We start from the raw sequence: 11,237 nt of genomic DNA, 5'->3' as shown, positions 1-11,237 counted from the left end.
ACTTCTGATCGCGCTCTTTTTGTGGGGGGATTACCCACTGATCGGCGTTTTGATATCCAGTTCGTCTCAGCCGAAAAAAGGAATGTTTTAATGCAATAAAAAATAATGCGGGATGGTATGATTTCGCAAATCACCATTGGGAGGGACGAGCCAGTCGGCTCGATCACCCCATGCATAAATCATTGGGCAGATGCGATAGTGGACAGCTTTTAGGCATTACAGGAGTATGCAAGTCTCTCAACATCAGCTCTCCCAATACGTATTTGTCGTGTTTGCAGACGATTGGGGCCGGCACCCATCAAGCTGCCAGCATTTGTTCAGCAGGATTATTCCTCAAGCCCAGGTCATCTGGGTGAACACGATCGGGGTGCGCACGCCTCGTTTCAGTCTGCACGATTTCAAACGGGCGATGCAGGTCATTCGGGCCTGGATTCGTCCCAAGACGGGGCTCAAGGCAAGAGCAGGGCTTGGATCCGTCGATGGTGCGGTAGCCACGGCTTCTGCACCGTCGTGGCAGGAAACAGTCTGCCCCCATATTATCAACCCGGTCATGTGGCCTTCTTTCAGAGGGACGACGTCCACCGCGCTCAATCAGCGGCTCCTCTCGCGGGCCGTGCATGAGGCGCTGCGACATGTGGCCCCTGACAAGCATCCGATCCTGGTGAGTACTTCGCCCATTGTCCCTGGTCTCTTTCGCGATCAGAAGTTCACGCGCAAGGTCTATTACTGTGTGGACGACTTTACGCATTGGCACGGCATCGACGGCCGGGCCATGCAGCGCCTGGAGCAGGAGACGCTGGATGCCTGCGATCTGATGATCGCCACGTCCACCTCGATTCTCGATTCACACGCCTCATTGGTGAACGCCTCTGCCCTGCTCACCCATGGCGTGGACCTGACGCACTTCTCTCGCGCCATCACCAATCCCGCCAGTCCCCTGGCTGCCTTGCCCCATCCGCTGGTAGGCATGGTCGGCGTCTTCGATCGGCGTGTCGATGTCCACGCTCTCCGGGCCGCTGCCCTCTTGTCGCCGCAGGCGACCTTCGTCATTCTCGGGCCGGTCATCGACCGCGATATAAAGGAATTTCGCGATGTGCCCAATCTGCGTTTTTTCGGCGCCGTGCCTTATGCCGACTTGCCTGGACACGTTTGCCACTTCGATCTCTGTATCCTTCCTTATGTAGTCGATGAATCCACCCGAAACATCAACCCGCTCAAGCTCAAGGAATACCTGGCCACCGGCAAGCCCGTCATCGCATCGCCACTTCCCGAAGCGATTCGACTCGCCGAATATCTCACCGTGGCTGATACGGACGAGTTTCCACACGCTGTAGCGTCGGCCCTGGCCACGATCGCCTCAGGCTCCCCTGCTAATCCAGTTCAACCCCGTACCGGACTCGAAAGCTTTCTCCAAAGTGAGAGCTGGGAGGCAAAAGCCAAGCGCTTTCTGTCAGATATCCTGGGGGGGCCATGAACGGACGCCTGCGAATCCTCAGCATCTCGACCATGTTTCCCAATCCGCGCATGCCGGTGCATGCCCAATTCGTGAAGCAGCGACTGGATGCGCTGTCGACGAAAGTCGATCTGATCGTGGTCTCGCCGATCCCCTGGTTTCCCGGCGAGCGATACTTCGCGCGTTACGCCAACCGGAGCCGGATTTCGTCGCACACCGACGCCAACGCGTATCCAACCTATTATCCGAAATTCTTTTCCGTCCCGGCGCTGCTCAAGCCGCTCGACGGGATGTTCCTGGCCTTCGCGGTCTGGAAGTTCATCGCATCGCATGGCCTCAAGGAACGAATAGATATACTCGATTGCCATTTGGGGTTTCCTGAAGGGTTTGCAGGCGCCTTGCTGTCGCGTGTCCTGCGCAAGCCCTGCGTCGTCACCTTGCGCGGCCACGATATCAACGATCTCCCCCGGTTTCCCGTACGGATTCGCCAAGTGCTGTTTGCCCTGCGCCATTGTGCGCGTTATTTCGGTGTCGCCAGAGCGCTGGTGGACGGCGCCGTCAGCTTGGGCGCGCCCCCTGAAAAGGGTTACGCCTCCACGAATGGCGTCGACACGGAGCGCTTTCGACCTACCCCGAAAGAGACGGCCCGCAGCGCGCTCGGTTTGCAGAGCGCCAGACGCTATATGCTGTCGGTTTCCCATCTGGTCCCGCGCAAGGGGGTTGACATCCTGCTGCGAGCCCTTGCCTTGCTGCGGGCGGAAGGCCATACGGATCTGTGCTTGATCGTCGTGGGGCAAGGAGGCGAAGAAGGCAATTGCGAAGACGAACTGCGCGCCCTTGCGACTGAACTTGGGATAGCCGGCGAAGTAGTCTGGGCCGGGGCGGTGCTCAATACCGACTTGCATACCTGGTATTCTGCTGCTGACGTTTTCTGCCTTGCCAGTGAGAAGGAAGGCTGGCCGAATGTCATCCTGGAGGCCATCGCGTGCGCCACCCCGGTAGTAGCCCACCGTACCTGGGGCGTGCCTGAAATAATTACCGCACCGGACCTGGGCATCCTGGTCGACACCAGGGAGCCCGGGCCATTTGCGCAGGCCATTGGTCTGGCATTGCAGCAGACATGGAACCCGGAGCGGCTGCGCAACTACGCGCTCGGACACACCTGGGATCATGTTGCGGATGGACTTGTGAACCATTTTCAGGAGGTCATGAAGTTCGGCCAGTCTTCCTAGGACGGCGTGGACCTCAGGCGGACGTGCGCCACTCGCCATCCGGCGCGTTCTCGTCGAGCGCGTAATCGCCCCGCGCCAGCGCAGCCAGTACGGTGTACGCCTGCCGCACATGCTCGGCGTCCACCAGCAGGCGCACGCCGCCCAGGGCCGGCGCCAGCAGCAGATCGGCCTGCATCAGATGCGCGTCGGCCAGCATCGCCGGGATGCCGGACGCTTCCAGGCAGCCCTGTGCCAGGTTGGCGTCGATCGGGATCATATAGCGCGCCACCACATACAGGTCGCGTTCGGGCACCCGTTCGACCTCGGGGTGGGCAGCCAGCCAATCGTTCAGTGCAAGCGTGTGCATGGTGGTTCCATTCAGGTCAGCCCCACAGTACGGGCAGATGCGACAGCAGATACAGGATCACGCCGATCATGCCGCCCACGATGGTGCCGTTGATGCGGATGTACTGCAGATCCTTGCCGATGTTCAGTTCGATCTGGGCCGACATCTCGCGGTCGTCCCACTGCTTGACGGTGTCGGCAATGTGGCGCGTGAGGAAGCCGGCGAATTCCGGCGCCACGCCGCGCGCCGCCGCTTCCAGGTTGTCGCTGAGCGACTGGCGCAACGCCGGGTCTTCGGCCAGCACCTTGCCGACCCAGGCGCCCATCGCCACGATGCGCCGGCGCAGAGTCGAATCCTCGCTGTGCAGGTCGCGCTTGATCCAGCCTTTCAGCTCGTCCCACAGCGATTTCAGGTAGTTGTTGAGCGTTTCGTCCTCGAGCAGGTAGCGCTTGATCTCGTCGGCCTTGGCGGTAAAGGCGGCGTCGCCCTTCAGGCGCTCGATGAAGCCGGCCACGTAGTCGTCGAAGCGATGGCGCAACGGATGTTCGGGATCGTTCGCCACCTTGTTCAGCACACCGGCCGCCAGGCGCACGGCGATGTCGGCGCCCTTGCGCCCGATCATGTCGGACGGCAGCATCTTTTCGATGAAGGCGTAGTCTTCCTTCAACCACTCGACGATGCCCTGGGCGATGTAGTCCTGGGTGTCGGCGTTGTCGAGCAGGTGCGCCAGCTGGCGGATGCCTTCGTCGAGCAGTTCCTGGTGACGGCGGCCGCGCGTCAGACTTTCCAGGATGGTGCCGGTCGACTTCGACAGGTCGACGCTGTTGACCATCGAGTGCACGCCGCGCCGGATGAAGTTCTGCACCGCCGCGTCCTCGATGAAGTCGAGGGTGAAGGCGGCGGCGCGCACCAGGTGGCCGCCCATCAGCTCGGTATTCGCGGGCTTGACCAGCCACTCGGCCACCTTCTGCACCGGATCGTGGCGCCGGATCAGGCCGACGATGGAATCGGTGTCGAGGAATTTCTCGCGCACGAACAGCGCCAGGTTGTCGGCGATCTTGTCCTTGTTGTTGGGGATGATGGCGGTATGGCGCTGTACCAGCGGGATCGGCACGCGCTTGAACAGCGCCACCACGGCGAACCAGTCGGCCAGCGCGCCGACCATCGCCGCCTCGGAAAACGCGCGCAGCAGGCCGGCCCCCCAGGTCTGCGGCAGCAGCAGACTGACGACGAACAGCACGGCCGCGCCCACGAAGAAGCCAAGGGCGATCAGTTTGGCGCGGCGCAGTTCGGTCTGCTTTTCCATCATCGGTTCGAGGCGTTGAGCTCGGCAGTTGGCAATGTGCCTATGCTATCCGAGTTCGGCCGGCGGCGACGCGCATCCGGCATGGATGAAAACGATGCGCGATGACGTCAGTTGGTGGGATATCGACGCCAATAATTGCCGTTAGGCTATATTTTTCCCATGGAGGGGAGTTCGCTCGCTTATACTCGGCGTCATACCAACCTGATAAGGAGTCCCCCACCGATGCATCACGAACTCAGCCTGATCACCACGATTGCCGCCGCGCTCGGCTTCGGCTTGCTATTCGGCATGCTGGCCGTACGCGTCAAACTGCCCGCCCTGGTCGGCTACCTGGCCGCCGGCGTCTTCATCGGACCGGCCACGCCGGGCTTCGTTGCGGACGTCGCCCTGGCGTCGCAACTGGCGGAAATCGGGGTCATGCTGCTGATGTTCGGCGTCGGCCTGCACTTCTCGCTGAAGGACCTGCTCGACGTGCGCCGCATCGCCCTGCCCGGCGCGCTGCTGCAGATCGGCGTGGCCACCGTGATGGGCATGGGCCTGGCCTGGTGGTGGGACTGGAGCCTGGGCGCCGGCATCGTGTTCGGCCTGGCCCTCTCCGTGGCCAGCACCGTGGTGCTGCTGCGCGCACTGGAAGCGCGCGGCGTGCTCGACTCGATGAACGGCCGCATCGCGGTCGGCTGGCTGGTGGTCGAGGACCTGGTGATGGTGCTGGTGCTGGTGATGTTGCCGGCGCTCTCCGGCCCGCTGGGCGGCAAGGGCGACGCCGGCGCCGAGCTGTGGCCGGCGCTGGGCAAGACGCTGTTGCAGGTCGGCGCCTTCATCGCCTTCATGCTGATCGTGGGCCGCAAGATCTTCCCGTGGTTCCTGTGGCGCGTGGCCAAGACCGCCTCGCGCGAGCTGTTCACGCTGTCGGTGATCGCGGCCGCGGTGGGCATCGCCTACGCCTCGTCGGAACTGTTCGGCGTCTCGTTCGCGCTGGGCGCCTTCTTCGCCGGCATGGTATTGCGCGAATCGGAACTGAGTCACCGCGCGGCCGAAGAATCGCTGCCGCTGCGCGATGCGTTCTCGGTGCTGTTCTTCGTGTCGGTCGGCATGCTGTTCGACCCGATGGTGCTGGTGAATAATCCGCTGCACGTGCTGGGCGTGGTCCTGGTGATCGTGTTCGGCAAGTCGCTGGCGGCTTTTGTCTTGGTGCTGGTGCTGCGCTATCCACTCAATACCGCGCTGACGGTGTCGGCCAGCCTGGCGCAGATCGGCGAATTCTCGTTCATCCTGGCGGCGCTGGGCATGAGCCTGGGCCTGCTGCCGCAGCTGGGCCAGAACCTGATCCTGGCCGGCGCCATCATCTCGATCGCGGTCAATCCGCTGTTGTTCACGGCGATCGAGCCGGTGCAGCGCTGGTTGCGCGCGCAATCGAGCCTGGCACGCAAGTTCGAGCGTCCGGACGATCCGCTGGCCGCGCTGCCGATGCAGACGCCGCACGAAAAACTGAGCGGCCAGGTGGTGCTGGTCGGTTTCGGCAGCGTCGGCCGGCGCATCGCGGCCGACCTGACCGCGCGCGGCGTGCACTTCGTGCTGGCCGAGCAGAATCGCGAACTGGTGGAAGCGGCGCGCGAGCGCGGCATCCCGGCGGTGGTCGGCAATGCGGCCGAGCCGGTGGTGCTGATCCAGGCCCACATCGCGCGCGCCGCGATGCTGGTGATCGCCACCCCGGACACCTTCGACGTGCGCAAGATGATCGAGACCGCCAAGGCGCTCAATCCATCGGTGCAGTGCGCGGTAAAAACCCACAATGCCGAAGAGGCCGAACTGCTGCGCAAGGAAACGGGCGGGCGCGTGTTCGTCGGCGAAGAGGAGCTGGCGGGCAGCATGACGCGCCACGTGCTCGATACGCTGCGCGCCAAGGTCACGCACTAAAAGAAAAAACCCGCCCGGCTTGACGCGGGGCGGGTTTCGGGAGACGCATGTCGCTTACGCGGCGACCGCCTCTTCGCACAGCTTCAGGTTAGCGACGTGATGGCCCTGCAACTGCGGCGTCAATAGTTCGCTGCGCTCTTCCAGCAGCGCGAACACTTCATCCTTCGACAGCACGTACTGGTCCAGCAGCGTGTCCTTGATCGACTCCATCATCAAGCGGTAGTCGCGGATCGCGTCCAGCGTGTAGCTGTACAGCGCGTCGGCCTTTTCTTCCACCAGGCGCACGGTGTGCTCGCCGCTGGCGTCCTGGCCCAGCTGCGAATAGTCGATCTTCGAGCGCGAGTACATCGACAGGCGGCTGACCATCAGGTTGAGCATCCTGGTGATCTTCTCGATGTCGTTCTGGCTGCCGACCGAGATGCCGCGGGCGCCGTAGAACATCTCTTCGGCCGCCACGCCGCCGTACAGGCCGATCACGTCGCGCTCCAGTTCTTCCAGGGTGCGCAGCGACATGTCTTCGCCCGACTGCAGCACGTAGCCCAGCGCGCCGATCTTCGACACCGCTTCGGTGCTGATCTTGAGCAGGTGCGACTTCTCTTTCACTTCGGCAATGCTCAGGCCTTGGCGCAGGTACGGGTCGATCTGCATGAAGAAGTGACCCAGTTCGTGCAGGGCGATGCGCTCGCGCTGCTTGTGCTTTTCTGCGGTGGTGGCGCGGTCGGTCAGGCCGATGGTGGCGCGTTCATAGGCGCGGAACATCAGCTTGGTGTCGATGATGAGCTTTTCCTGGATCGACAGCATGCTGGCGCGTTCGACCACGGTTTCCAGCAGCGCCGGGCTCAGGTTCTGGGTGATCTCGGCCACCTGGTCGAGGTCGAGGTCGTCCCAGTTGACCAGACCTTCCTTCTTGCGTGCCAGGAAGCTGCGCAGCAGTTCGCGGCGCTCGACCTTGTTCGGCAGGCGGAAGTTGATCTTGACCGAGAAGCGGCGCAGCATCGCTTCGTCCATCTCGGTGTTGTTGTCGTCGAAGTTCGAGGCGACGATCCAGATCACGTTGGCGCCCTTGTCGCTTTTCACGCCGTCCAGCAGGCCGAGCATGGTGTTGGCGGTATCGTCTTCCCATTTCTTGTCGCTGCGGCCGCGCGGCATGAACAGGCTTTGCGCTTCATCCAGGAAGATGATGCACTTGCCCTTGGCGCAAGCCTTGCGGTACAGGGCGTTCAGGGCCTTGGAGCCGCCGCCGACGTAGCCCGATTCCAGCGCCGAACCCGAGGCCGAGATCATCGGCATGTCGAGACGCTTGGCCAGGTAGCCGACCAGCTTGGTCTTGCCGGTGCCGGCAGGACCGGTCAGCATCACGTTGAACGGCTTGTCGATATTGTGCGACTGGTAGACCTCGCGGTTGCGGATCATGTCTTCCAGGTGCAGCACTTCCTGCTTGATGTCGTCCATGCCGATCAGGTCGTCCATGCTGCCTTTCAGCTTGTCCGGGGTGATGATCGAGGCGCTCATGCCCATGCCCGGCACGCCGAACTTGATCAGGTACAGCACCAGCAGCACGATGGCGATGTTGAAGCCGTACTGCTTGAAGAAGGTCGTGGTGCGATCCAGCGCGCTCTGGTCTTCTTCCATCACCGCCTTGTGGCTGGCCAGGTAGTCGTCCTTGGCGATCGAGTAAGGAATCGCGTTCTTGAGCAGCACTTCGCGCTCGAGCGACAGGTGCGAGGTGCTCGGCACCTTGACCACGTTCAGGGTCGCGGCATCCTTGAACTTGTAGATGTAGCGCGGCGCTTCCGACAGCGGCTTGGCGATCAGGAGGTATTCCAGGCGCGCCTTCTGCCCGGCCAGCCCGGTGATCTCGGCGATGTTCTGCGAGTGGACCACGGGACTGGCGTCCTGCGGCACGTCGGCCTTGAAGATCGCCAGCGCCACCAGCATGCCCAGCAGGATTGCGGACAGGATGCGGACGTAAACGTTCTTGAAAGCGATCTGGAGTCGGGCGAAATTGGGCATTCTCGGTACTCTAAGTGTGTGCTGAATGAGTGGTGCTGGGGATGCGTCGGACGACAGTGCTGCGGGTGCTGCGGTGGTGCTTCGTGAGCCGGAACCAAATACAGATTGTGCTCGTTTGGTAAGGCTTTAATGCCCGAAGGCAATGGGATAAAGAGGACTATACAGTCAAAAAAAAGCGTCGGGAATACCGCAAGAACAAAAAAATCCGTTATTTATGACATGTGAAAAAGCTGATAACGGATTTGATTATTCGACTGATAGCAAATGTTATGGATGTGCCAAAGAAAACCGGAATTGTTTATGCATTGACATTATCAAGCAGCATATTTCTGGGCTTTTGCTTACTGCTGAGCGCTGCATATTTTCCACAGTCAACTTTTGTTTGATTAACCTCAACGTGCGTGCATCTTACTCAAACGGATGACTTCATTACACAACTTCCCGCTTCAATCGGGCCTGTTCAGGAGCGCCTGATTTGCTATGCTGGTAAGGCTGCGTGATTGCATATGCAGGCCGGGCATTGGCATTCACCATGCCTGAATATCGCAAGCAAAAACATTCGGGCAAGATGTGCAATGCCGTGTTTGACGAGGAGCGATGATGAAACGATATGCTTGGATGGCGATGTTCGCGCTCTGCCTCGGCACGTCGGCGCAAGCCGCCGTCATCGATCTGGATGCTGCTGATTTTGCCCAGGCGTCCCCTGCTCCGGCCTCTGCATCCATTGGCGCGCCGGTGTCCGATCTGACCGTCACAAACCGCCATGGCATCGTGTTGCCGGCGCCGCCGATGTCCGAACTGCCGGAACCGGAAGTGTTCGCGATGATGTTGGTGGGATTGATCCTGATCGGCTACCGGGCAGGTCGGGACAAGAGCGACAAATTCAAGTAGGCGCCAGGACTGCGCCGCGATTCATGGCGCCGGTTCAGTCCAGCGCCACGGGCTGGACGCCGTCGCTGCACAAGCCGTGCAGCTTGGTCATCGTCTTCCAGTTGCGCGAGGTCGCGCCGTCGCCCAGTCCCTTGCCCAGCGCCGCGGCGGCGGCGCTGTCGAGCAGGCCTTCCGGACACCAGACATAGGCCGCGCGCCGCCCCAGGGCCAGCGCCTCGGGGCCCCACGCGCGCGCGCACAGGCAGGCCGCCACCTCGCGCTGCGCTTCGCCCGCCAGCATGAAGGCGAACAGGCGCGCATGGTCGTCGGCCAGGTCGAGCAAGGGATTGTCGTCGATGATGTCGGCCAGCGCGGCGCGATCGAGCACGAACACGCGCGCCGCCACGCCAAGGCGCAGCACCAGTGCTTCCTCGATCGCGGCAGCGGCGGCCGCGGTATCGGCGCCAGGGCCGGCGTCGAACACCACATTGCCGCTGTTGAGCAGGCTGCGCACGCCGGTAAAGCCGAGGCTTTCGACCAGCTTGCGCAGGTCGGCCATGGCAATCCGTTTCGCGCGGCCCACATTGATGCCGCGCAGCAGTGCGATATAGCGTTGGCTGGTCACGCGGCCATGGTAGCACGCAGGCGCTGGCCGATGATCAACCACGGCCCCTTACGCCAGGCCTTCCTTGCGCATGGCCTCGCGCACCGCCGGCAGGCTGCCGATGCGCTGCTGGTAAGCCTGCAGCGCCGGCCAGGCGTCCAGCGCGAAGCCGGCGAAGCCGACCCAGCCGAGTGTGGTGAACAGGTAGGCGTCGGCGATCGTGAAGCCTTCGCCGCAAACATAGTCGCGACCGTCGATGTGCGCCGCCACGTGGTTCAGCGGCGCGGCCAGCGCGGCCCAAGCCGCCGCCCGCGCCTCGTCGCTCGTACCGGGCGTGAACAGCGGCTGGAAGCGCTTCTGCACTTCGCTCGACAGGTAGGCCAGCCATTCCATCAGCTGGTAGCGCTCGAAGCTGCCGGCGGCCGGCGCCAGTCCGCTGCCGGGAACCTGGTCGGCCAGGTATTGCAGGATCACCTGGGTTTCGGTCAGCAGCCGGCCATCGTCCAGCTGCAGCGCCGGCACATAGCCCTTGGGATTGATAGCGCGGTAATCGTCGCCGCTCGTGGTCAGCTTGGTGCGCAGGTCGACGCGCTCGATGCTGCACTGCTGGCCACTGGCCAGCAAGACGATGTGGGGAGCGAGCGAGCAGGCGCCGGGGCTGAAATACAGTTTCATGGAATTCCTCAATGACAGTTGCCAGCCATACAGGAATGGGGCCGGCGCGCAGAGCCTACAACATTTCGAGGCAGTGAGGAGCAGCCGGATGAGGACGGCTTTCGGATCATTCGGGCAGCATGGACCCAAATGCCTGGAAAAAATAACGGCCATCCTCGAAAAAGGCGAGGCCGCGGAACGAAACGGGGAAAAGCGAAGAGACGGGGACGAACGAGAATCAGGAGTGGCGCCGCGCGTGGATGGCGGCGCCACAGCCGCTTGATACCGAAGGCATGACAGGTGCCGCTGTCATGCCCACGGCATCAGTGCGCATAGTTACCCGAGGATGGCTCGTTGTTCTGCTGCGATGGCTGTGCCGGCTGGGCTTGCTGCTGGGCAGCGGCTGCTGCGGCGGCTTGCGCGGCCTTCTCTTCTGGCTTCGGACGGCCCTGGGCATCCGACAGGCGGTACTTGGTGCGGCGGTCGCCCATCAGGTCGCGCAGGTCGCGGATGCTCATGCCGGTGACTTCGTGCATGCGGATCAGCAGCGAGGCGCCGACCGGCAGACGGTGGTGGCGGATCTTGCTGATGACGGGAGGAGCAACTTCGAGCATGCGCGACAGCGCAGCGTCGTTTTTCAGTTGCATTTTGCCGAGCAGGATGTCCAGCAGGTGGTTCGGGTTGTAGCTTTCCTGCGAAGACAGAGCATGATGCTGTTGTGCCATGATGTTTACCTCACGAGTTTGGTTAAAATAGTTCCCTTATGAACTTTTGTTAAAGACTACTTTTCTTCAACTTAAGTTCCCGGAACCTGTTCAAGGATTAAACAGACTGAGTCTGAGAGTTCCCTTAAGAATGTTCCG

The 11,237-nt window shown here is 62.1% G+C and carries 10 protein-coding genes; 4 read left to right on the top strand and 6 right to left on the bottom strand.

Going from position 1 to position 11,237, the window contains the following annotated elements:
* The first annotated feature begins 226 nt into the window (after positions 1–226).
* Both QPK27_RS08055 and QPK27_RS08050 read left to right on the top strand, forming a co-directional pair.
* Complete coding sequence (locus QPK27_RS08055; protein ID WP_290417692.1) at positions 227–1,474, top strand: glycosyltransferase; 1,248 nt, start codon at positions 227–229, stop codon at positions 1,472–1,474.
* Entirely contained in the window at positions 1,471–2,685 is a 1,215-nt protein-coding gene (locus QPK27_RS08050) for a glycosyltransferase (protein WP_290417691.1), read from the top strand. The genes QPK27_RS08055 and QPK27_RS08050 overlap by 4 nt, the downstream gene beginning before the upstream one ends.
* Positions 2,686–2,698: 13 nt before the next feature.
* Here the strand turns inward: QPK27_RS08050 and QPK27_RS08045 are convergent, their stop codons facing one another.
* Both QPK27_RS08045 and QPK27_RS08040 read right to left on the bottom strand, forming a co-directional pair.
* Positions 2,699–3,031 (bottom strand): putative signal transducing protein, encoded by a 333-nt coding sequence (locus QPK27_RS08045; RefSeq protein WP_290417690.1) that lies wholly within the window; start codon positions 3,029–3,031, stop codon positions 2,699–2,701.
* Positions 3,032–3,047: 16 nt separating this feature from the next.
* Positions 3,048–4,316 carry a DUF445 domain-containing protein gene (locus QPK27_RS08040; protein WP_290417689.1) on the bottom strand — a complete coding sequence of 423 codons (1,269 nt, stop codon included), beginning with the start codon at positions 4,314–4,316 and terminating at the stop codon, positions 3,048–3,050.
* 222 nt (positions 4,317–4,538) lie between these two features.
* Between QPK27_RS08040 and ybaL the strand changes: the two genes are divergently transcribed.
* Entirely contained in the window at positions 4,539–6,233 is a 1,695-nt protein-coding gene (gene ybaL / locus QPK27_RS08035; protein ID WP_290417688.1) for a YbaL family putative K(+) efflux transporter, read from the top strand.
* 54 nt (positions 6,234–6,287) lie between these two features.
* Here the strand turns inward: ybaL and QPK27_RS08030 are convergent, their stop codons facing one another.
* Positions 6,288–8,246: an AAA family ATPase gene (locus QPK27_RS08030; protein WP_290417687.1), complete on the bottom strand. Its 1,959-nt coding sequence runs from the start codon at positions 8,244–8,246 to the stop codon at positions 6,288–6,290.
* A gap of 618 nt (positions 8,247–8,864) precedes the next feature.
* On the opposite strand from QPK27_RS08030, the gene QPK27_RS08025 reads away from it, so the two are divergent.
* Complete coding sequence (locus QPK27_RS08025; protein WP_290417686.1) at positions 8,865–9,137, top strand: hypothetical protein; 273 nt, start codon at positions 8,865–8,867, stop codon at positions 9,135–9,137.
* 34 nt (positions 9,138–9,171) lie between these two features.
* On the opposite strand, the gene QPK27_RS08020 is transcribed toward QPK27_RS08025, so the two are convergent.
* From QPK27_RS08020 to QPK27_RS08010, 3 genes are all read right to left on the bottom strand, one after another.
* Positions 9,172–9,741, bottom strand: coding sequence for a DUF1697 domain-containing protein (locus QPK27_RS08020; protein WP_290417685.1), 570 nt, complete (start codon positions 9,739–9,741; stop codon positions 9,172–9,174).
* 48 nt (positions 9,742–9,789) lie between these two features.
* On the bottom strand, positions 9,790–10,395 hold the full coding sequence (gstA, locus tag QPK27_RS08015) for a glutathione transferase GstA (protein WP_290417684.1): 606 nt from the start codon (positions 10,393–10,395) through the stop codon (positions 9,790–9,792).
* 302 nt (positions 10,396–10,697) lie between these two features.
* Positions 10,698–11,099 carry a hypothetical protein gene (locus tag QPK27_RS08010; protein WP_290417683.1) on the bottom strand — a complete coding sequence of 134 codons (402 nt, stop codon included), beginning with the start codon at positions 11,097–11,099 and terminating at the stop codon, positions 10,698–10,700.
* Between the last annotated feature and the right edge of the window lie 138 nt (positions 11,100–11,237).

Source organism: Massilia sp. YIM B02443 (genome assembly GCF_030411955.1).
Lineage (GTDB): Bacteria > Pseudomonadota > Gammaproteobacteria > Burkholderiales > Burkholderiaceae_D > Telluria.
The sequence above is the reverse complement of the archived record's forward strand: the minus strand, read 5'-3'. Positions and strand labels throughout refer to the sequence as shown.

Coding starts and splice junctions, on each gene's coding strand:
- QPK27_RS08010 (WP_290417683.1), bottom strand. CDS start 11,099: ATGGCACAACAGCATCATGCTCTGTCTTCGCAGGAAAGCTACAACCCG.
- QPK27_RS08055 (WP_290417692.1), top strand. CDS start 227: ATGCAAGTCTCTCAACATCAGCTCTCCCAATACGTATTTGTCGTGTTT.
- QPK27_RS08030 (WP_290417687.1), bottom strand. CDS start 8,246: ATGCCCAATTTCGCCCGACTCCAGATCGCTTTCAAGAACGTTTACGTC.
- ybaL (WP_290417688.1), top strand. CDS start 4,539: ATGCATCACGAACTCAGCCTGATCACCACGATTGCCGCCGCGCTCGGC.
- gstA (WP_290417684.1), bottom strand. CDS start 10,395: ATGAAACTGTATTTCAGCCCCGGCGCCTGCTCGCTCGCTCCCCACATC.
- QPK27_RS08050 (WP_290417691.1), top strand. CDS start 1,471: ATGAACGGACGCCTGCGAATCCTCAGCATCTCGACCATGTTTCCCAAT.
- QPK27_RS08025 (WP_290417686.1), top strand. CDS start 8,865: ATGGCGATGTTCGCGCTCTGCCTCGGCACGTCGGCGCAAGCCGCCGTC.
- QPK27_RS08040 (WP_290417689.1), bottom strand. CDS start 4,316: ATGGAAAAGCAGACCGAACTGCGCCGCGCCAAACTGATCGCCCTTGGC.
- QPK27_RS08045 (WP_290417690.1), bottom strand. CDS start 3,031: ATGCACACGCTTGCACTGAACGATTGGCTGGCTGCCCACCCCGAGGTC.